Below are 22,405 nucleotides of genomic sequence, written 5' to 3' on the forward strand. Positions count from 1 at the left end.
TTCTAAAACATATCCACCGGTTCATCCGTTACTATAGAAAGAACCAACAGTTATGAAACATATAATCATCGCAGTGATTCTAACAATTAGTAATGTATTTTTAGGAATTGCAAAACCAATGAAAAGTCAAGCGGAAATTTATTTTGCAGGAGGATGTTTTTGGGGAACCGAACACTTCCTGAAACAAATCAGAGGAGTAGAAAGTACTCAGGTGGGATACGCCAACAGCACCGTTGCCAATCCCAGTTATGAACAGGTGTGTTCGGGCAAGACAAATGCTGCCGAAACAGTGAAGGTTGTTTATGATCCGGAAGAAGTAAATCTGAGTTTATTGCTCAACCTCTATTTTCAGACAATCGATCCGACCAGCCTCAACCGACAGGGGAACGATCGTGGTACACAGTACAGAACCGGTATATATTATATCAATAAAGCCGATCTCTCCACCATCAATCAGGCGATCCAGGCATTAGCCACTCAATACAACAAACCGATTGCCGTTGAAGTGGAACCGTTGACAAACTTTTATCCGGCAGAAGTCTATCATCAGGATTATCTGGATAAGAATCCGGGCGGATATTGCCATATCAATCTGGCTTTATTTGAAATGGCACGAAAAGCGAATGCTCCCAAGCCCCCAACTTTTCAAAAACCGGACGATGCCACTCTCCGTAAGAAATTATCTGCCGAACAGTATGCAGTGACTCAGAAAAATGCCACAGAGCCGGCTTTCCATAATGAGTTCTGGAATGAACACCGCCCCGGCATTTATGTAGATATCACTACCGGAGAACCGTTGTTTGTTTCCACAGACAAATTTGATTCCGGTTGTGGATGGCCCAGTTTTTCCAAACCTATTCAGAAAGAGCTGATCGCAGAGAAGAAAGATACTACTCACGGAATGATACGGACAGAAGTACGCAGCAAGACAGGAGATGCGCATTTAGGACATGTATTTACAGACGGGCCAAAGGACAAAGGCGGATTGCGGTATTGTATCAATAGTGCTTCGCTGCGTTTTATCCCGAAAGAAAAAATGAAAGAAGAAGGATATGGAGAATATCTGCCGCTCATTAAATAGAACAACCTAGTAAACAGCACCGGTTTCAGACAGATACAATAAAAACGGCGGATTCCCTCGTTTGGGTAATCCACCGTTTTCGTTTGTTAAAACCTTAAGAGAGAAAGAGAATTTCACAATCCCCGGTATTGTTATCTTCCGGCAAGTAGCAAGTCTGCTTCATCTGTCACCGGAGTCTGTATATTCATAGCCCAGTTGCCGGCTGATTCTTCAATCCATTTATAGTCATTCCACTTGTAGTTCATATACGCGATCGGCATATTAGCATCATTCAGTTCATAAACACTCTTTTCTACAGAATCATCATAAGCTCTGTGAGAATTATTCCAACGTGCATATACCAATGTGATTTCATTAGAAGAATAAGCATAATCGATCTTGAAATACGGAATCCATTTTTCAGTGGATGAATCCCACTTGAAAGCTTCTTTAGCTGTTACTCTCTTTTGATCATCATAAGTAAAATCATATTTCATGTGACGATAGAGAGAACCATCCAGTCTGTAAATCACCTTCGAAACAACAAGATCATCTACTTTCTCTTCATTAGTAATGAAGTTATTGTCCTGTGCTTTCAACTCTGTATTGGCGATACCGGCAACTACCATTGCCACTAAAACCATCATTCTGAATAATACTGTAGTTTTCATAATTGTATATTTTTTATTAGTTCAACTTTCTTTTTTTGTTCTTCTGTTTATTAGACGGAACGTCTATATGGAATGGTTGCAACTATCTGAACTTTTTTTTCATTTCTTTTGTTGCCCGCCTTCGAATATATAAATGCAATGGGCATGCCAAAAAGATAAATACTTAATAGTCAGCGCAAAGAAGAAAAATTGAGATGTACGAAAATGAACAGTTGTACGCTCATAATCGGACACACTAATAAAAAAAGACTGCTTATATCTTGTTGAACAGAATATTATCTACCTTTGCAGCCAATAACTTATTAAAGGCAAAAGATGAAAAAGAACAGCAAAAAAAGTATTCTTCTTCTATCAATCGGAGGAGGCTTGTTTATCTGCCTTATCAGTATCTATTTGAGCCGCAATATGCTTCTGCAAAGCATAACTAACAAGCGTACGACTCATATCGAACAAACATACGGACTGCAAATTCATTATCAGAATCTACAAATGAAGGGATGTAGCGAAATTACCCTGCAAGGGCTTTCCATCGTTCCCAACCAACGGGATACCCTTCTTACACTACAATCTGTCAATGTCAGACTGAATTTTTGGAAACTGCTGAAAGGAAATATTGAAGTCCGCAACGTCCACATGAATGGACTGGCAATCGCTTTTATCAAACGGGACAGTGCAGCCAACTATGATTTTCTATTCTCCGGACACCACCCAGAAGCAACCACAGAGCCGGTCATAGAAACCAATTACGCCCATCGCATCAACCGAATATTAAACTTAATATATGGTTTCTTCCCCGAAAACGGTCAACTGACTCAACTTAATATAACCGAACGAAAAGACAGCAATTTCGTAACAGTCAATATCCCCACCTTTACAATCGAAAACAATCGCTTTCAGTCCACTATCAAAATAAAAGAAGATACACTGACTCAACAATGGAAAGTAGCAGGAGAACTGAACAGAAAGGTACATACCCTGCAGGCAGAACTTTTTGCCACAGAGCAAAAGAAAGTTTCACTACCGTATATCAACCGCCGTTTTGGAGCAGAAGTTACTTTCGATACCTTATATTATAGTATGACTAAAGAAAATCGTACCGAAAACCAACTGCAACTTGACGGTACGGCGAAAGTAAACGGACTTGATGTATTTCACAAAGCACTCTCTCCCGAAGTGATCCATCTGGATCGCGGACAACTCACGTATCAGATGAATATCGGCAAGCAAACGCTGGAACTGGACAGTACGACGACGGTATTATTCAACCAAATAAAATTTCATCCTTATCTGCGGGCAGAAAAGAATGAAAATCAATGGCACTTCACTGCTGCCACAGATAAATCATGGTTTCCGGCCGACGAACTATTCAGTTCTTTGCCCAAAGGCTTATTCAGCAATCTGGAAGGTATAAAAACAAGTGGTGAGCTGGCTTATCATTTTCTGTTAGATATAGATTTTGCCCGACTAGACAGCCTTAAGTTTGAGTCCGAATTGAAAGAAAAAGATTTTCGGATAATAGAATATGGTGCAACATCTCTTTCAAAAATGAGTGAAGAGTTTATCTATACCGCCTATGAAAACGGAATACCGGTCAAAACATTTCCTGTCGGACCTTCATGGGAACATTTTACTCCTTTGGACAGCATTTCTCCATTGCTGCGAATGTCTGTCATGCAAAGTGAGGACGGAGCTTTTTTCTACCACAAGGGCTTTTTGCCTGATGCAATGCGTGAAGCTTTGATTTATGACCTGCAAGTCGAACGTTTCGCCAGAGGAGGCAGCACAATTACCATGCAGCTGGTAAAAAACGTATTTCTCAACCGGAACAAGAACTTTGCCCGCAAATTGGAAGAAGCGCTCATCGTATGGCTGATAGAGACAGAAAGGCTGACTTCTAAAGAACGTATGTATGAAGTTTATCTGAACATAGCCGAATGGGGACCGCTGGTTTATGGTATTCAGGAAGCCTCTGCCTATTATTTCGGCAAACGCCCTTCGCAACTCACGACCGAAGAAAGTATTTTTCTAGCTTCTATTATCCCGAAGCCTAAACACTTCCGCAGTTCCTTTGCGGAAAACGGACGGTTAAAAGAGAATATGGAAGGCTATTATAAGCTGATTGCCGGACGCCTCGCCAAGAAAGGGTTAATAAGTGAAATCGAGGCGGATAGTATCCGCCCCGATATCCAAGTTACGGGCGACGCCCTGAATAGTCTAGTCGGCGAAACGCCGGAGTCCAGTTCTCCTACCGCTGAGGAGCAATAATTTATTAATAAAGGAATAGGTTTTATCTTCTTGAGCTGCTTTCTCTTTCTGAAGAACGGGAAGAAGAACCTCGGTTGCTGTTGCTTCTCGAACTTTCTGAAGATGAGCTTCTTTCTGTTGATCTGCCGGATACGTTCCCTCTGCTGGAACTACTGCCGGAATTGCTGTTCCTACCGGAGCTGCTGCCACGGTTTGTGCTCGTACCACTACTTGTCGGACGGCGACTGGAATTCGAAGACCCTGAATTCGTTTCCGGACGACGATTAGAATTCGGAGTACTTGTACTCGTTCCCGGACGACTTCCTGAATGACGATCTCCTTCACCTCTGTTGTGGCCTCTGCCCGGAGTTACTTCCTTATTCGGTTTATCATTTCTGCCCGGAGTGGACGGTCTGCTTGGAATAGACGGTCGTTCATTGACCGAAGGTCTTTCAGAGTTGGAAGGTCTTCCGGAAGTGGACGGCCTGCCCGATGTAGATGGTCTGCCTGAAGTGGACGGTCTATGGTCCGTTTCAGGACGAGGACGGGAAGTATTTCCCGGACGTCCCGATGTATTAGGCCGTGACGTTGTTCCCGGACGTCCCGAAGTCCCCGGTCGGGTAGGTGCATTATGCGGACGAACAGAAGTGTTCGGACGGAAACGTACAGAACCGAAGTCTGAACGACGATAAGAATGGAATACCCGCTGATCTCTTACCCGATATGGCGTAGGATAGTGCACAAGATTATTATATCTTCCCCGATAATAACTCACATGATGAATATGCGGACGATAATGTGCACCACAGTAAGTCCGATAATGATAAGGTACACCAAAATAGAATAAACTACGATTCGGATAATTGATATAAATCCGGAAATTCCATCTTCCCCCGGTGACATAAATCGGACGATAGAAATACTCAGCTCCCAAGAATCTGCGGTATTGCACATCGCTCAACACCCAACGAAGATCATCGTTGCGAATATCCAGCGCTTCATAGTAATCATCCAATGCCCACTCATCACCCCGTACTACATAATCCATAATATTACGAAGCGAATAAATGAAATCATAGTTAATCTCATACACGTCATTATATTGGGGATTATTCAGGTCCAGTTCGTATGCCATCTTATCAGTAAGGAAACGTGTCTCCTTACGTACCTTGCTGGTACTCATTCCCGCCATTACAGTGGTACTGGCAGTCACGACTAACAATATAAATAGAATTCTTTTCATGGTTTCATTCTTTTTTAGTTACGTCCGCTATCGTAAGATTCCGCAAACTCCCTCATCTCTCTTTTGTCCATCTCAAAAGTGAAAACATCCGTCAGTATGGAGAAGTTCTTCTTATCTGCGATTTTCGGATAAAGTTTCTTTATCATATTCTTTTTATCTGTCTGAAAAGTACACATATCCACCAATTTACGGCATTGGGCACAAGTGAATCCCGAAGGAGGTACAACTTCATCCAGCATCCTGGTACGGTCAGACTCAAAAGATTTACCTCTATATTCATTGAAGAAACGGTCAAAATCGGCTGAACTCATAGCTCTGGGCCGTACATATCCTACGTCTCCCGGTCGTTGGTCACCGTGGTAAGCCTGGATATATTCCTTCATCTTGTCACGGTCAAAAGACGAAAAGAGCTTATTGACGACCGAAGCAAAATTTTCTTTATCCACAATTTGCGGATACATACGTTTCATCACAGTCATCTGGGCATCCGAACCACTTATCTGATCAATGATCTTTCCGCATTGGGCAGAAGTAAAATTGCAATCCAACAAAACGTCATCTATATATTTAATCTGCTCATCAGACATGATCACCATCCGGAAATCACTAAGAAAACGATCAAACTCATCACGCATCATAAGTGTTCTGCGACGGGGACTTTCTTCATAGCGTGGCGGACGAACCGGATCCGTATTGGTTACAACAACGGAAGGAGACATCACAACCGGAGGCGGCGGAAGAAGTATTTCATCACCATTAAAGGTATCCATACCCGTAACTCTTCCATCTGCAAAATATACAATAATCTTGATCGAGTTGCCGTAAAGCACTGAAGAAATCCGGTGGTACTCCCATTCCTCGCCACCTCCGTCAAAACGTCTGTAATCCGGTTTACCCAAGATTTTTTCTACATTCTGCCGGGACATTCCCTGCTGAACCTCCATCACTTGCTTGTTGGATACGTAATAAGTAGAACAGCTACCGAGTATTACCCACAACGTGAAAAACAGGATTATATGTATATTTTTCATAACCGTATCGTTTTTAGTGAACTAATGTATGATCAGCGTCCTTCGTATTCCTTGATGAAATCGTTCATTTTGGTCTTGTTACTGGAGAATGTAAGAGTACCGATCACTGTAAAGAAAGCCTCTTTATCTACAATATTGGGATACATCATTTTCATAATCTTCAGCCGTTCATTATCAAAGGTATAGAATTTCACCAGTTGAAGACACTGCTCCGATGTAAAATCAGAGTTCGCCAATGCAGTTGTAATCAACCCCATACGATCTTTTTCAAAAGGCTCATTCTTCACACTATCAAAGAACTTCTTGAAAAGTTGGTCATTCATCACTCTATCGTAGCGGTTATAGTCCGGACGGTGTCCACCCTGACCGGTTCCCGGTCTTCCGGGTCTGCCCGGACGGATATCTCCACGTTCTTCTACAATGATATCTTTTACTTCGTTTCCGTTAAAGTAAACGCGGTCATTATACAACCGTTCTCCTTTCCATACACGTTCTCCCGGGCGAGTCGGGCGGGAAGCGTACACTTCAATGGTATAATTTCCCGGTTTCAGATTGGCAACGAAACAAGTAGTAGTAGGATAACACATCTGCCTTCCGCCAAAATAAACAAGAATCGGAGTATCTCCGCCATCAATCCGGATTCCGCTGACAGGCTGCGCTTTTAAAGAAAGGGCAGCGAGCAAAATACAGAAACTTATTATTATCTTACGCATAGCTTATCTGTTTTTAAAATTATTATCTTTAACTGATATCACAAAAATAGGGTGAGAAAACTCCCCACCCCAATGATTCTCTCTATTCCTGCATAGGGATTTCCCTATTCTGTTTAGGATTCTGCCAAAGTGATGCCGGTCTCATGCAAAGAAATCAATCGTTTCTTATACAAGTCACCTACACCTTTCTTAAAAGTTTTCTTGCTGACACCAAAGGTATCGTAAATATCTTCCGCAGGACTTTTATCGTTCAGATTGATCCGTCCGCCATGTTCCCGAATATACTCCAACAGTGTCTTCGAGAAATCATCGACTTTCTCAAATCCCGGTTTCTGAAGTATCAGGTCCACCTTACCATCTTCGCGTACCTGTTTCACAAACGCCTTCATCTGCATACCGGTCTCCAATGCACGGAATATTTCATTTTCATACAGCAATCCGCTATACTTATTGTCTATAATCGCTTTGAAACCCAAGTCCGTCTTCTGCCAGATCAGAATATCCACTTCCGCACCCGGAGCATAATCGGGCATATCTTTCGACAGGTAACGTTCTACCTTCGCCGAAGCTACAATACGATAACTTTCCTCATCCACATGAGCATGGACCACGTAGGATCTTCCCACCTGCATTTTCATCTTCTGCTCACTGAAAGGTACAAATAAGTCTTTCATCAATCCCCAGTTGAGGAATGCCCCGAACTGGTTCACCCAAGAGACTTCGAGACAGGCGAACTGCCCTACCTGCACCAACGGAGTCAGTGTCGTGGCAATCAGTCTTTCGTCAATATCCAGATAAAGAAATACATTCAACATATCCCCTACCTTACAGTCTTCGGGTACATAACGGGTGGGCAGCAGGATTTCACCTTCATCTCCTCCGTCGAGATACAAACCGAAATCGACTTCCTTTACCACTTCGAGTTGGTTGAATTTTCCTAATTCGATACTCATACTTTTATCTATTTATTATATAACGAACAAAGATAAGAAATAAAAACGAGACTAAAAGCAGAGCTCAGAAAGAAGGTTGTAAAAGAGCGATTTATGCGATAATCAGAGAAAAGTGGAGTCAGGCATTTTCGTTGAAGGGGCTAAGGTTGTTCCGAACTCTTAACGAACAAACATGACCAAGCTGCAAGCGGTTCTGATAAAAATCGTACTGTCGTACTCTATCCAAAGAGTATTTTACCAGAAATCTTATATGTTCTAAGCCTTGCACAACCTTTGCCCTGCAACGTAAACTACCGCCTCATAAAGACACACATAATTCTGTAAAAACAAGCATCCTGTGAAACGAATTGGCATATCATGGTTGTTATTTTGCGAACATAACAGTCTGCGATATATCTTATCGATTTATTTCTTGATTCAAATAGTTTTTGTAATTTTGTAAATGAACTAAAGAAACAGCAAAAAAGAAATAGATTATTTAAAGACATATAGCATAACTTGCGGACTATTATTTGATTCGGTTAAATCTGGTAAATTAAACAAGGAATCTAAAATATTGGTCGAAGCAGGTTTGTACCCTCTAAGGGCGCAGACTGTTTTACCTATTTTGATTCCGGGCTTACCAGAGCCTAACCGAAAAATAGAGAAAAGATAGTGTTGCGTCCTTTTTTCTTTTTAGGCAACCGGAACATCGATAATCCGATAAATATCGGTTAATTAAATTAATCAACTATGACAAAACAAATTAAAGTAATTCTGAAAATAGTTAGAAATGGAAATGGAGTAGTAATTACTCCGGAAATGGAAATTATACGAAAGGTGATTTTTTATGTTGAATTATTAAAGTAGGATATTATGAAAACATTTATATCGTGGATTATTGCCAATTTTGAAGGAGTTATATTTTGCATTATTTTTTCGATAATAGCTATATTTCTATTTAGTAATCCACCAATAAAAGACGATGGAACAATAATCTCACACAAAGGGCTACTTGAGCTTCTAATACTATCTGCAGTTTTTATTGGAGGATTAACCTTACAAACGAAAAATGCTGGTGTAGGAATAATAAAATATTTGCTGATAGTAGCCTTTCTCATTTGGAGACCTGGCTTAGATGATTCACTAATACAAAATTTCCTAAGTTGGACTTTCCTCTGGATATTATTTATTGGAAGTAGTGTAATTGGACTTATATCTGCAATCTACGCATTCTTAAACTTTGATGATGTTGTTTCTCTCCGAATGCTATATCGTAACAGCTGTGTATCTTTATTTGAAGCAAACTGGCTATATACCATTGATCGATTTGCAGGTCTTTCACTCTCAATATTTTTAAATATAGGTTGGTTTATTATGATATTAAAACTATAGCGTCATGAACAATATTTTAGACAAATCATTAGATTCTCAATTTGATAAAATTGAAAATCTTACGTGGTTCCCTTGGGTGGGGAAAGGTTATAAATGTGCTAAACGAAAACTCTTAGTAGTTGGTGAATCTCACTATCTCAATGAAGATAGTGATGAAAATAATGAGAAAAGGAGAGAATTACTTATAAGAGATAAAGAACACACTAGAAATTGCTTATATGAGGTATTAATTAATAAATCTTGGTCTAGCAAAACATATTCCAATATAATGGAGGCCTTGTGTGACAGGGGTATTCTATCAGATAACAAAACAGCATTATCGGAAATCGCATACTATAATTTCATCCAAAGGCAAATGGATTATTCAAAAGATAGTAAAGAACGTCCCAATATTGATGACTATAAAATTGCTTGGAAATGTTTTCTGCACATTATTGACATATTACAACCTACAGACTGCATTTTTGTTGGAGTTGAGTCAGTGACTTTATTTGAAGAAATAATGGATAAATATGGAGTTCAGTATACTGGCATTGATGTACTGGAAAAACTCAATGACGCTTATCCTAAGAAAACCTCGATTAGATTGGACTCAAAAAATAATATCAATATTATATTCATCAAACATTCTTCTTGCTATTTTAGTCCCGGCAAGTGGCATGATTTCTTGAAACAACAAATACCGGAAGCTATAGAATGGCTAAATCGGGTTTAGAAAATATAATTATAACTACGGCATATCCCTTTATAAAAGAGGCTGCCGTAGTTTGGGTACAAAACTCCATTCTCTCTGATAATTACTCCTGCTGTCGTGAGAAATGCGGACTGATAAATGATAAGGGAGAGTTTATTATACCTCCGATATATGACAATATAAAATATAACGGAGGAGCAAATATAGCTGTCAATATTGGATTTGAAGAGCATGAATCATATGAAGAGTCTGGAAAATGGGGCGTGATCGACTTGAATAATAATATTCTGATCCCACTAAAATATTCGGAAATTTATCTGTGGGAGAATGGTCTGTATGCTGTAGAATTTCTAAAAAAATGGGGAGTTATTGATATATCCGAAAAGATAATTATTCCATTCGAATATGATTGGATTTCGTGGTCAGATCAATATGGATGGATTCAAGCTCTCCTTCAAGGGAAATATGGGAGCATTACCATTGAAGGAGAAATAATGATCCCATTTATATATGATGAAATGCTATGCTGTGGAGATGCCCAATTAATTCCGGTAAAACACGGGAATCAAGCTTATTATATAGATAGGAATGGACATAGAGTTCTACTATAGTTTAAAAATAAATACAATTACTAATCTTATTTTATGGCAAAAGGCTTATTTGACAGATATATTTGGTTGATAGACACAATTTATCGTGCTGGAAAAATTACATTTGAAGAAATTAATAAGCGCTGGTTACGCACCGAAATGAGTAACGGAGAAGAAATACCATTACGAACATTCCATAACCACCGGAAAGCGATTGAAACAATGTTTGATATCAATATTGAATGTAACAAACGAGCTGGTTACTATTATTACATAGAAAATGCCGATGATATCGATAAAGACAAGATAAAAAAATGGTTACTTAACACCTTTGCCATAAATAACTTAGCTAACGAAAGCCATCGTCTTAAGCAAAGAATCTTGTTTGAGGATATCCCCTCCGGAAAACAATATTTATCCTCAATTATTGAAGCAATGCTGGAAAACCGGATTATTGAGATTACTTATCAGAGTTATTGGAAAGAAGAAGCTAATACATTTACAATTGAACCATTCTGTGTGAAAGTGTTCAAACAACGCTGGTATATCATAGCCCGCAGTCCTTATTATGATACTATAATGATTTATGCGCTCGATCGTATTCAGAACTTACAAGTTACGGATATAACGTTTAATTATCCATCAGATTTTGATCCACAAAGTTATTTTGAGTTTAGTTTCGGTATTGTCGTAGATGAAATTTGTAACATTGATAAAATCCGAATTAAAGTATATGGCAAAAAATGTCAATATATTAAAGCTTTGCCCTTGCATCACTCGCAAAGTGAAGTTGAAACGACCAAAAGCTATTCCATTTTTGAGTATTTATTAAAGCCGACCTATGATTTTTGCCAAGAACTATTATCGCATGGTGATGAAATAGAGGTATTGTCTCCAACATCACTCAAAGAACAAATTAAAGAGATTGTAAAAAACATGAGTAGATACTATAATTGAATAGTATTTGCCTATTCTATATTCGTACAAAGTTGTTTGATGAAATGCACAGAAGTTCAGCACAATTACATTGTCGCCAAATCATTTCCAGCAACTTTCCATATCTCTACTTGGTGGTGTCATTCATATTGATACAGGAAAGTTTCTTATCCTCTGCAAAGATAATCTATTTTAGGCACATCCCTTTCATCAGACAGGTATAACTTTTCGTTATCAAACAAAACTATTTTCGATGAACAATCGGACGATTAAGTCGTTATCTTTGTAGCGGTAATAAGCAAGAACAGATTATTCATCTTTAAACATATATAATTATGGAATTTTTAACCAACGAGAAACTTACGATTGTAGGAGCAGCCGGAATGATCGGCTCCAATATGGCTCAAACAGCTATGATGATGAAACTCACTCCGAATATTTGTCTATATGATCCTTTTGCTCCCGCTCTGGAAGGCGTGGCAGAAGAATTATATCACTGCGGTTTCGAAGGCGTGAATCTGACTTATACTTCCGATATCAAAGAAGCATTGACAGGAGCCTCTTATATCGTATCTTCCGGTGGTGCAGCCCGCAAAGCAGGCATGACCCGTGAAGACTTGTTGAAAGGAAATGCTGAAATTGCCGCTCAGTTCGGTAAAGATGTCCGCCAATACTGTCCGAATGTAAAACATATCGTTGTCATCTTTAACCCTGCTGATATCACAGGATTGATCACACTGCTATATTCCGGTCTGAAACCATCCCAGGTTTCTACACTGGCAGCACTGGACAGCACCCGTCTGCAGAATGAACTGGTGAAATATTTCCATATTCCCGCTTCCGACATTCAAAACTGCCGTACGTATGGCGGACATGGAGAACAGATGGCCGTATTCGCCTCAACTACCAAAGTAAAAGGCGAACCGCTGACTGATTTCATCGGAACTACCCGTCTTCCGCTGACAGAATGGGAAGCATTAAAAGTACGTGTCATACAGGGTGGCAAACATATCATCGATCTTCGTGGCCGTTCTTCTTTCCAAAGCCCGGCTTATCTTTCTATCGAAATGATCGCTGCCGCAATGGGTGGACAACCGTTCCGCTGGCCTGCCGGTACTTATGTTTCCAATGGTAAGTTCGACCACATCATGATGGCTATGGAAACTTCCATTACGAAAGATGGCGTTACTTACAAAGAAGTGGCCGGATCTCCTTCCGAACAGGAAGAACTGGAAAAGAGCTACGAACATCTGTGCAAACTTCGCGATGAAGTGATTGAAATGGGGATCATCCCGGCAATCAAAGACTGGCATTCTCTGAATCCCAATATTGACTAACCAGTATCATTAATATAATAAACACCGGAACTCAACGATATTTTTCCGTTCGAGTTCCGGTGTTTTTCTTTTACCATTACTGCTTGTCTGCAATTAATCCTACACTTTTGAGCACTCCGCACACACTCCCTTTACTACATAATTCACACTATGCAAAGTGAATCCTTTCGGTAAGTCGATAACCGGAATATGAATCTTTTCCAAACAAAATGTCCGATGGCATTTCTCGCAATAAAAATGTGAATGCAAGTCTTTCAGGACACAGTTGCAGGAATCATCGCAAACGGCATACTTCCACGAACCGCTTCCGTCGTCTATGCTATGTATCAGATGATGAGACAAAAAAAGCGTGATTGTACGGGATATAGTCGATTTATCAACCGTATCCAGCAACGTTTCAAGATCAAGCTGAGACACGGCACGCCCCGCTTCCATCATACTTTTCAATATGAGAAGTCTGATAGCCGTCGGCTTGATGTCTCTTTTTGCCAACTTATCCAGATAAACTTTTTCTTCCATATTCTTTTATTTTATCATTTTCTGTATCCTTACGGCATTCATGATAGCAATCAGTGCTACACCAACATCGGCGAAAACAGCTTCCCAAAGTGTAGCCAGTCCACCGGCTCCCAAAATCAGTACCAGCAGTTTCACACCAAACGCCAGTGAAATATTCTGCCATACAATCCTTCGCGTCAGTTTTCCTACCTTTATCGCTTCAGCCACTTTGGAAGGCTGGTCGGTCTGTATCACCACATCAGCCGTTTCAATAGCCGCATCACTGCCTAGTCCGCCCATGGCAATACCTACATTACTTAAAGCCAGTACCGGAGCATCATTCATGCCGTCGCCCACAAAGGCAACCTGGTTCTCCGTATGTTGGCGCAATTCTTCCAAATGCTTCACTTTCCCATCGGGGAGCAGATCACCATAGGCTTCCGAAATACCCAGCTTCTCTGCAAAGTTACTAACAATACTTTGTTTATCACCGGATAATATCTGAATGTTTTGAATTCCCAATGCTTTCAGGTTCTGAATGGCGATCTTTGCATCCTCTTTCAGACTGTCGGATAATAGCAGATAACCGGCATACTTGTTTCCTATCGCACAGACAACGATCGTATCTGTAATGGAAAGAAGTTCGGGCGGATATTCTATCTGAAATTTTGAAAGCAAACGCCCATTACCTGCCAAAACCTGAATTCCATTTACGGCAGCTTCCAGTCCGAGACCTGCATACTCCTTACTGTCGGTTACAGAGGAAAGCTCGATATCCCGCTGTCCGGCATAATTCACCACAGCCTTAGCAATGGGGTGTGTACTGCTGCTTTCTACCGAGGCTATCATCCGGATTAATTCTTCTTCGGATACACCGGATTCACAGTTACAAAACTGTACTTCAAACGTACCTTTGGTAAGGGTTCCCGTCTTATCAAACACGACTGTATTAATCTTCGTAACAGCATCCAGATAATTTCCACCTTTAAATAAAATTCCCAACCGGGAAGCTGCCCCGATGCCTCCGAAGTATCCTAACGGAATACTGACCACCAAAGCGCACGGGCATGAAATCACAAGAAAGACCAAAGCCCTGTATAGCCAGTCATTAAAAGTAAATAAGAACTGGGGAGTGATCAAGGAATAAATAAACGGCAATAAAACAATCAGAACCGCCAGCCCTATCACAATCGGAGTATAAACACGGGCAAATTTACGGATAAACAGTTCTGCCGGTGCTTTGCGTTCGGAGGCATTCTGAACAAGTTCCAGAATACGGGCAAGAGCACTTTTATCAAAAGGTCTGATCACCTTGATACGGATTACTTTATCGGTAACAATCATTCCGGCAAGTACTTCCTCACCCATCCGGATACTTCGGGGGACACTCTCGCCTGTCAATGCTGCCGTATTGAAAGCAGCTACCTCATTGAGCATCATTCCATCCAAAGGAACTCTTCCTCCTGTCTTTATTTCAATTGTTTCTCCTACTTTTACGCTTTGAGGATTCTCAATAACGACACGTTCATCTCTGACTACTGCCGCTTCTTCCGGACGGACATCCAGCAGAGCTCCGATATTACGCTTCGCCTTATCAACAGCCTTCTCCTGAAACAGTTCTCCGACGGAGTAAAACAACATCACCGCTACTCCCTCCGGATATTCACCGATATAAAACGCTCCAAGCGTAGCTACAAACATCAGCGTAAACTCACTGAAATAGTCCTTATCCTTCATACTCTCCCAAGCCTCTTTCATAACGGGCAGGCCGACCGGAAGATAAGCCACGACATACCATATCAGAGAGAAATATCCTTCACGGAAGAAAGGTAACTCCAGAGCGTTCATGATGATTCCACTTATCAACAGGATAAATGAAAGTCCCACTTTCCAATATTCAGCGAATATTGATTCTTTCTTTTCAATATGTTTTTCGGGTGCACATTCGTGTGTATGTGCGCAACAACTACAATGTCCCATAATCATTCTTTCTTTTTTATCTGCTGCAAAGGTAGCGAATGATTCGTGCAACAAAGTTGCAAAAGAAGACGCCACAGCCAATCTCCAAATAAATATCGTTCAAGGGATTGGCATATAAAGAAAGTTTCCTATTTTTGTATCTAAACAAAAAAAATGGGCACAGCCCCACATATATAAATGGGAATAAGTAATATAAAACAATTATATAGCAAATGGAAATCGCTTCAGCCTCTTAAGCCTGAGGACCTGAAACGTTGGAATGATAAATTCAAGTTAGAGTTTAATTATAACTCTAACCACTTGGAAGGAAATACACTGACATACGGACAAACAAAACTATTATTAATGTTCGGTGAAACTTCGGGTAATGCCAGCTTGAAAGATTATGAAGAGATGAAAGCTCACAACGTAGGACTGGAAATGATAAAGCAAGAGGCGCAGGACAAAGAACGTCCGCTGACTGAAAGTTTTATTCGCGAGTTGAACCGTACCATCCTTGTGCAGGACTATTGGAAGAACGCCAAAACACCCGACGGACAAGACATCCGTATGCAGATAAAAGTAGGCGAATATAAATCACGCCCCAATTCCGTACTGACCGCAACAGGAGAAGTTTTCAGTTATGCTTCGCCCGAAGAAACTCCGGCATTTATGACGAGCTTGGTAGACTGGTACAACCTGGAAGCAGACAAAGGAATACTGACTCCTGTTGAATTGGCGGCGTTGCTTCATTACCGTTATATCCGCATTCATCCCTTCGAAGATGGCAACGGACGCATTGCCCGTTTATTAGTAAACTTTGTGCTGCACCGTTATGGATATCCGATGATCGTTATTCACTCCGAAGATAAATCCAACTATCTGAACATCCTCCATCAATGTGATGTAGAAGCAGGATTAACCCCTTCAGATGGTGCTAATGCCACTTTGAATGATATATTACCATTCGTCAACTATTTGAGCAGTTGCTTGATACGCAGTCTGACACTCGCAATCAAAGCCGCCAAGGGAGAAAGCATAGAGGAAGAAGGTGATTTCGATAAGAAAATAGCGATGTTACAGCGTAGATACTCAGATAAAGCTATCGAAAAAAGCAGTCGTTCCGTAGAACAGGCAAGAAGTGCTTTTTTTGAATTGGCCGTTTATGTGGAGCAAAAGATCAGTGGACTCCAAAAGCTATTTGACAGAACATTTATAACCAACACTCCCACTTGGAACATGGCTAGAAAAATAAATACACCCAATCCTGATGAGCCAATTATCCAGTCACACATTTTATATACTAAGTCAAAAGAGTATAGCTTTGTAGAGGATATCATACGTTTATCCAAGAAATCTCAGGTTGACTACTTTAAGCTAAAATATGATGCAGTAACTTTTCATTTTAATCATTGCCGATATGCAGGCGATAATACTTTTGATTTCCCATTCTGTATTTATATTCAATACTTATCAGATGGATGTGAAATAAGCTGTGACATCACATCCGATTCTGTGAAACTGTCTTATAATCCGGATGTTTTGGCTGAAGAAGGCAAAGAATACATGGATACTGCTTGCAACGAACTACTCAAACTACTTGAAGAAAAAATGAATGATAAGTCACCAGAAAACTAAATCAATAACTCATAATCCACCACATCCAGCCAACGGCCAAACTTTAATTTTTCCTTCTCGAAGCAGGATACTTGCTTGAATCCGATTCAGCTATGCCGCCAGCGAAACAGTACAAAAAGCCATCGGCACAACGACGCTCCACAAAATAATGGTCGTCTATCGTGGCATGGAGATAGTCGTATGTGAAGAAATCCCCGCTTTTCGTTGAGATTTCAGAATAAACACTTATCTTTGCATACACCTTTCTCCCCGTCAGCGTGACGTGAATGTAGGAGAAAGGTGTTTTTTATAAATATTGGAATATAAACGTATTACTTCTTCGCACATAAAGTTGGCTTACTTTTAAAATCAAGGAGAAGTGATGCAACAGATATTCCATGCTAATTGTTATATAGAATCCCTATATATAAAATTGGCATGGATGTCTGTTGTTTATCACTATTCTTGATAGGGTCTAGCCAACACCTATGTGTGGATAGTGAAACGACAACAGCGTCCGTGCCTTTCCTTTTTTTACCCCAACCCCACATCCTTTTTTTAAGGAGAGTGCATGGACGCCCAGTCGTTTTTAGAAGACAATCAAAACAACGAAAGCGATATGGATTTAGAAGAAACACTGGCACTTAAAAGAACCAATCACGAAAAGCTCATCCGGAATATGGATAAAGCTATCAGGAACGAGATGCTCAAATATGAAGAAGCAGAATTCTACATCCGCTTGCAGAGCGAATGTTTCAACCTCTACCCGATAGTCGTTAAAGCATTGGCACTGCAAATTATAGATAACAAAAGGCGTAGCATCTTCTGCTCCATCGTAAAAGGACACAAGCTAAAACGTCTGGCTGACTTTCACAAGCAAACACCGGAAGAAATAGCAATAGAATTCCGTTCTATCGTATGCGAATTGCGATGCAAGATTAATAACGGAGCATTTACAGCCAAAGAGTCTGTCAATCTCCGGCTAAAAATGGAACGGGATATATTAGAACATAAAATACGGGATTATGATGAATTATGCCAAAGGTTGCAGTTGAAAAACAAAATATTGCACGACCAACTTGACATGCTTCGGGATAATCAGAAAAGGCATTCGAAGGACGAACAAGAAATAACACATGAAAAAGAACAGGAAATAATACGGAAAACAAGAAAAGCATTGCTGGAAGAATTGCAGCGAAAGATGGAAATACAGATAGAAGAACAAACCAAAAACCTGCATCACGAATCTTTCGTCATGCGCTGTATGCAATGGCTGAAAAATGCCCTTAGGCTTCCAACCGTCTCTCACTAGAGTTAATAAAACACTTTGTTATTGTCACTTGTCACTTTTAAAGGATAAGCTCCTTATTATTAAGGCAGTAATGGTGATAATAGGTGGTGATAATAAGGTGATAATAGAACTTTTTCTGGTTTCTATTATCACCTGCTTTTAATAAGAAACAGGATTAACACGCTGATTAACAACTATAAAACAGACTATTCAGAAGCATTATCTGCATGTGTTAAAAACTCCATTTTCAGCGTGAATATGCGTTGTTTATGCCATATATAACTTAATGTATGCCGCCTGCATTAAGCCATAGCATAGTAACCTTAACAAGCTAACAAGGTTTGACTAATATATTTAGTACGTTTCATGTATTCGTTTCACGTGCGTGGACCGTTCGGTTCACGTACATGAACCCAATAGATCACGTACGTGGACTGATGGACCCATGTACGTGAAATGACTTCTTCTTACTGACAGAATACATTAATCTAACCTACATAATAGCCTAATGAACGGTTCTCCTACTATTAATCCCGGGTGGTTATCTTCCCCTTGTACGGATAAATGTTTGTGTATACTATAATAAAAGACAGGAGTTGCCTTAAGCAAACTTAAAGCAACTCCTGTCTTAACTATTTAAAAGTATAACTGATTAAAGTTCCAGTTCTTTCCGATCATTGCGGATAAATTCCAGCAACCGTTCCACCGCCTCTTCTTCGGGTATGTTTTTCTCTACGCAAACTTTACCTTTATAAAGGCTGATTTTTCCGCGTCCGGCACCTACATAGCCGTAGTCGGCATCCGCCATCTCACCGGGACCGTTGACGATACATCCCATGATGCCGATTTTCAAGCCTTTCAGATGTGAGGTAGCCGCCTTGATACGCGCAATTGTCTTTTCCAGATCATAAAGCGTACGACCGCAGCCCGGACAAGAAATATATTCCGTTTTAGAAGTACGGGTGCGTCCTGCCTGCAAGATACCGAAGGCAGTAGCATCTACTACCGCATGACTCAGACTTCCTTGATTGAACAGGAAAATCCCGTCACATAAACCGTCAAAAATCAATGCTCCCATATCAACGGCGGACTTAATCTGCAAATCTTCCGCCTCGTCCTCCGCATAATGCTGGAAGAAAACAACCGGATTCTCCAGACCTTCCGTCATAAGTTGATGCACCAATGCACGGTGCTCGCCCAGGCGATTCGGATGATTGCTCTGAGAAATAACCACAACTTCGGGATGCACCTTAAGACAGGCAATCACTTCATCCGTTTGCGCCATGTAAGGCATAAACAGGAATTTCAGTTCTGCACTGCACTCGCCCATCAACGGCAACTGCGCATGATTGAAAGCAGGCCATGTTCCGGCCTCCCCTTCCCATACATCGGCATCAAGGATATATTCCACTCCTTCTTCCCGCTGTTCGGGCAACGTTCTTCCGGCATAGATATAATCCGGAGTAAACTGCGGATTGACTTCCGTCTTCCCATCCATGCGGTCGGCAATAACGACAGGGAGATGTTCGCCCCCGATATTCCGCACTGCCCGCGTCTTGCGGCGCGAAGGAGAAAGATAATTAAATTCCGGTGCCTCCATACCCGGGATATACGGATGATCCTGCCTCAACAGAACATAATCCACCAGCTTGCGCGCTACGGGAATTTCCGCTTCGGGAGCCTCACTAAGCGACACACGAATCGTATCTCCCAATCCGTCACAAAGCAATGCACCGATGCCCAAGGCAGATTTTATACGTCCGTCTTCTCCGTCTCCGGCCTCCGTCACTCCAAGATGCAGGGGAAATGACATTCCCTCCTGTTCCATCACGGCAACAAGCAAGCGGACGGTCTTCACCATCACCACCGTATTGGAAGCCTTGATCGAAATCACCACATCCGTGAAATGTTCCGCCACACAGATACGCAGGAATTCCATACAGGATTCCACCATCCCTTCGGGAGTGTCTCCGTAGCGGGACATGATACGGTCGGACAGGGAACCGTGATTGACTCCGATGCGGATAGCCGTATGATTCTCCTTACAGATATTCAGAAACGGCACAAAACGGTCGTGAATCTTCTGTATCTCCTGCGCATACTCCTCGTCGGTATATTCCAGTTTCTTAAAAGTACGCGCTGCATCTACATAATTGCCCGGATTGATCCGTACCTTTTCTGCATATTGAGCTGCTACATCGGCCACTTTCGGATTAAAATGCACATCAGCCACCAACGGAACCATATATCCCTGACTTCGTAGCCCGATATTGATATTCATCAGATTTTCCGCTTCCTTGACACCCTGCGTGGTCAGTCGTACATACTCGCCGCCGGCATCGACGATGCGTTTGGCTTGTTCCACACAAGCTTCTGTATCCATAGTGGACGTGTTCGTCATCGACTGGATACGAATAGGATTGGGGCCGCCCAAAGGTACAGCCCCAATATTTACTTCGGATGTTTCTCTTCGAAAGTAATTGAATAAATCCATTTAATTGGTTTTATATTCGAACTTCACTTCTTTCAGTTCTTCGTTTGCCTTTACGATTTTCTTTTTCAGTCCTTCTTTGTAAGCAGCAAAAGCCTCAGCCAATGCGGCATCGCTCAATGCAAGCATCTGAATGGCAAGGATAGCCGCATTCATCGCTCCATTGATAGCAACCGTAGCCACAGGAATGCCCGGAGGCATCTGAATGATGGAGTACAGAGCGTCTACACCGTCGAGCACAGAGCCTTTTACAGGTACTCCGATCACCGGAAGTGTTGTGTTGGCTGCGATGACACCCGGAAGGGCGGCAGCCATTCCGGCAGCAGCGATGATTACTTTAATGCCACGGCTACGGGCATTTTTGGCAAACTCTTCCACAGCCTCCGGCGTGCGGTGAGCAGAAAGGGCGTTCATTTCGAACGGTACATGCATATCATTCAGCAGTTGCGCAGCCTTCTCCATAACAGGAAGGTCGGACGTGCTACCCATGATGATACTTACAATTGGAGTCATTTTCATCTAATCTAAAAGTTATTACATACATTCATTTACCTACCACCTCCCCCTACGGGGAGAGGCAGAAGTACTGCTTATTCAAATTCAGCCGTTGACCACTGCCTTGTATGCTTCGGCATCGAGCAGGTCTTCCGCAGCACTGGCATCAGCAGGCTTCATCTTGATCAGCCAGCCTTCGCCGTAAGGGTCTTTGTTTACCAGCTCCGGATTTTCTTCCAAAGCTTCGTTCTGTTCGAGTATCTCGCCTGCCAACGGTAAGAAAAGATCGGAAATGGTCTTTACCACTTCAATCGTTCCGAAAGTTTCTCCGGCTTCCAACGTTTCTCCTACGGTAGGAATATCAACGAATACAATATCGCCCAGTTGTTCCTGTGCGTAATCTGTGATACCTACGTAAGCGATGTCTCCTTCTACGCGAATCCACTCGTGTTCATTCGTGTACTTCAAGTTCTGTGGAAAGTTCATAATAATTAGTTTTTAGGATTTATATTGTTTTTAAAATAAAAATACTCTGAATATAAGGTTGTACGCCGGATGGAGTATCAAAAAGGAGCAGACCAGCCCGACTACAAAACCGGAAAGCACTTCGCCCAAAGTGTGATGCCCCAGCACAATCCGCGCCGAACCCAATATGCCTGCAATCAGAATAAACAGGCACAACCACACTACCGGATTATAGCTGAACAGCGCACTGAACGAAACCAGTCCGCCGATAATACCGCCCATCCCCGCCATGTGTTCGCTCAGTTTCCATTTCAGATTGACCAGAATGCAGATGATCGATATCACCAGGGAAACAAAAATGATTCCGGTCATATACCAGGGAATATTCAGTTTACGCATCATCAGCAGGCAGAACACATACGAAATGATAGTCAGCAGGATAGGTACATAACGTTTCTTACGCTCACTCAGTTCCTGACGGGCAAACCCGTTGATCTTCCGGAACAGGAAAATGGTGATGGTGGGCGTCAGTATGGTGAAGCAGTAAACGATTCCCAACACAATTCCCTTATAAAGTATCGGCATGATACGGAGATAAGAAAACAGGAATAACACCAAAAACGCCAGAAACGGTATAGAAAATGGAGTAAACACGATGGAGGTGATCCGTGCCACCCGCAACATTGTTTTATCCGCTATGATATGCTCTTTTTCTTTATCCATCAGCACCTAATACTTAATAC

Annotated in this window: 20 protein-coding genes and 1 pseudogene; 9 read left to right on the forward strand and 12 right to left on the reverse strand. The window is 41.4% G+C overall.

Features of this window, described 5'->3' with window-relative positions; all coding sequences use genetic code 11:
• Positions 1 to 52 precede the first annotated feature (52 nt).
• Positions 53 to 1,081: a peptide-methionine (R)-S-oxide reductase MsrB gene (gene msrB / locus BT_RS12645; RefSeq protein ID WP_011108316.1), complete on the forward strand. Its 1,029-nt coding sequence runs from the start codon at positions 53 to 55 to the stop codon at positions 1,079 to 1,081.
• Positions 1,082 to 1,212: 131 nt separating this feature from the next.
• On the opposite strand, the gene BT_RS12650 is transcribed toward msrB, so the two are convergent.
• Complete coding sequence (locus BT_RS12650; protein WP_011108317.1) at positions 1,213 to 1,731, reverse strand: DUF3836 domain-containing protein; 519 nt, start codon at positions 1,729 to 1,731, stop codon at positions 1,213 to 1,215.
• A 315-nt stretch (positions 1,732 to 2,046) separates the two neighbouring features.
• Between BT_RS12650 and BT_RS12655 the strand changes: the two genes are divergently transcribed.
• Positions 2,047 to 3,996, forward strand: coding sequence for a biosynthetic peptidoglycan transglycosylase (locus tag BT_RS12655; protein ID WP_011108318.1), 1,950 nt, complete (start codon positions 2,047 to 2,049; stop codon positions 3,994 to 3,996).
• A gap of 22 nt (positions 3,997 to 4,018) precedes the next feature.
• Here BT_RS12655 and BT_RS12660 read toward each other — a convergent pair whose 3' ends face one another.
• The 4 genes from BT_RS12660 to BT_RS12675 form a co-directional block, all read right to left on the reverse strand.
• Positions 4,019 to 5,218 (reverse strand): hypothetical protein, encoded by a 1,200-nt coding sequence (locus BT_RS12660; RefSeq protein ID WP_011108319.1) that lies wholly within the window; start codon positions 5,216 to 5,218, stop codon positions 4,019 to 4,021.
• A 14-nt stretch (positions 5,219 to 5,232) separates the two neighbouring features.
• Positions 5,233 to 6,249, reverse strand: coding sequence for a DUF4476 domain-containing protein (locus tag BT_RS12665; protein WP_011108320.1), 1,017 nt, complete (start codon positions 6,247 to 6,249; stop codon positions 5,233 to 5,235).
• 32 nt (positions 6,250 to 6,281) lie between these two features.
• Entirely contained in the window at positions 6,282 to 6,962 is a 681-nt protein-coding gene (locus tag BT_RS12670) for a DUF4476 domain-containing protein (RefSeq protein ID WP_011108321.1), read from the reverse strand.
• 113 nt (positions 6,963 to 7,075) lie between these two features.
• Positions 7,076 to 7,915 (reverse strand): CvfB family protein, encoded by an 840-nt coding sequence (locus tag BT_RS12675; protein WP_011108322.1) that lies wholly within the window; start codon positions 7,913 to 7,915, stop codon positions 7,076 to 7,078.
• A gap of 855 nt (positions 7,916 to 8,770) precedes the next feature.
• Between BT_RS12675 and BT_RS12680 the strand changes: the two genes are divergently transcribed.
• The 5 genes from BT_RS12680 to BT_RS12700 all read left to right on the forward strand — a co-directional run bounded on the left by BT_RS12680 (position 8,771) and on the right by BT_RS12700 (position 12,846).
• Complete coding sequence (locus BT_RS12680) at positions 8,771 to 9,289, forward strand: hypothetical protein (protein WP_011108323.1); 519 nt, start codon at positions 8,771 to 8,773, stop codon at positions 9,287 to 9,289.
• A gap of 4 nt (positions 9,290 to 9,293) precedes the next feature.
• Positions 9,294 to 10,004, forward strand: coding sequence for a hypothetical protein (locus BT_RS12685; protein WP_011108324.1), 711 nt, complete (start codon positions 9,294 to 9,296; stop codon positions 10,002 to 10,004).
• Entirely contained in the window at positions 9,986 to 10,594 is a 609-nt protein-coding gene (locus tag BT_RS12690; RefSeq protein WP_011108325.1) for a WG repeat-containing protein, read from the forward strand. Before BT_RS12685 ends, BT_RS12690 begins: the two co-directional genes overlap by 19 nt.
• 33 nt (positions 10,595 to 10,627) lie before the next feature.
• Entirely contained in the window at positions 10,628 to 11,530 is a 903-nt protein-coding gene (locus BT_RS12695; protein ID WP_011108326.1) for a WYL domain-containing protein, read from the forward strand.
• Positions 11,531 to 11,844: 314 nt separating this feature from the next.
• Positions 11,845 to 12,846: a malate dehydrogenase gene (locus tag BT_RS12700; protein ID WP_008763609.1), complete on the forward strand. Its 1,002-nt coding sequence runs from the start codon at positions 11,845 to 11,847 to the stop codon at positions 12,844 to 12,846.
• A 99-nt stretch (positions 12,847 to 12,945) separates the two neighbouring features.
• Here BT_RS12700 and BT_RS12705 read toward each other — a convergent pair whose 3' ends face one another.
• Complete coding sequence (locus BT_RS12705) at positions 12,946 to 13,365, reverse strand: Fur family transcriptional regulator (protein ID WP_008763608.1); 420 nt, start codon at positions 13,363 to 13,365, stop codon at positions 12,946 to 12,948.
• 6 nt (positions 13,366 to 13,371) lie between these two features.
• Complete coding sequence (locus tag BT_RS12710) at positions 13,372 to 15,324, reverse strand: heavy metal translocating P-type ATPase (RefSeq protein ID WP_032840776.1); 1,953 nt, start codon at positions 15,322 to 15,324, stop codon at positions 13,372 to 13,374.
• 177 nt (positions 15,325 to 15,501) lie between these two features.
• Between BT_RS12710 and BT_RS12715 the strand changes: the two genes are divergently transcribed.
• Positions 15,502 to 16,941, forward strand: a complete 1,440-nt coding sequence (locus BT_RS12715; RefSeq protein ID WP_011108327.1) for a Fic family protein — start codon at positions 15,502 to 15,504, stop codon at positions 16,939 to 16,941.
• Here the strand turns inward: BT_RS12715 and BT_RS24665 are convergent.
• Positions 16,938 to 17,027: pseudogene (locus BT_RS24665) on the reverse strand (N-acetyltransferase); the annotation flags it as partial. The gene BT_RS12715 and the pseudogene BT_RS24665 sit on opposite strands and share 4 nt — an antisense overlap.
• A gap of 512 nt (positions 17,028 to 17,539) precedes the next feature.
• Between BT_RS24665 and BT_RS12725 the strand changes: the two are divergent.
• Entirely contained in the window at positions 17,540 to 18,232 is a 693-nt protein-coding gene (locus BT_RS12725) for a hypothetical protein (RefSeq protein WP_011108330.1), read from the forward strand.
• A 631-nt stretch (positions 18,233 to 18,863) separates the two neighbouring features.
• Here BT_RS12725 and BT_RS12730 read toward each other — a convergent pair.
• The 4 genes from BT_RS12730 to BT_RS12745 form a co-directional block, all read right to left on the reverse strand.
• A complete protein-coding gene (locus tag BT_RS12730; protein WP_011108331.1) occupies positions 18,864 to 20,705 on the reverse strand; it encodes a 4-hydroxy-3-methylbut-2-en-1-yl diphosphate synthase in 1,842 nt (613 codons plus the stop codon).
• Positions 20,706 to 21,215, reverse strand: a complete 510-nt coding sequence (gene purE / locus BT_RS12735) for a 5-(carboxyamino)imidazole ribonucleotide mutase (RefSeq protein ID WP_008763604.1) — start codon at positions 21,213 to 21,215, stop codon at positions 20,706 to 20,708.
• Between the two features lie 87 nt (positions 21,216 to 21,302).
• Positions 21,303 to 21,683 (reverse strand): glycine cleavage system protein GcvH, encoded by a 381-nt coding sequence (gene gcvH, locus BT_RS12740; RefSeq protein ID WP_008765165.1) that lies wholly within the window; start codon positions 21,681 to 21,683, stop codon positions 21,303 to 21,305.
• A gap of 30 nt (positions 21,684 to 21,713) precedes the next feature.
• Positions 21,714 to 22,385 (reverse strand): hypothetical protein, encoded by a 672-nt coding sequence (locus BT_RS12745; RefSeq protein WP_008763602.1) that lies wholly within the window; start codon positions 22,383 to 22,385, stop codon positions 21,714 to 21,716.
• Positions 22,386 to 22,405: the final 20 nt, after the last annotated feature.

This window comes from Bacteroides thetaiotaomicron VPI-5482 (assembly GCF_000011065.1).
GTDB lineage: Bacteria > Bacteroidota > Bacteroidia > Bacteroidales > Bacteroidaceae > Bacteroides > Bacteroides thetaiotaomicron.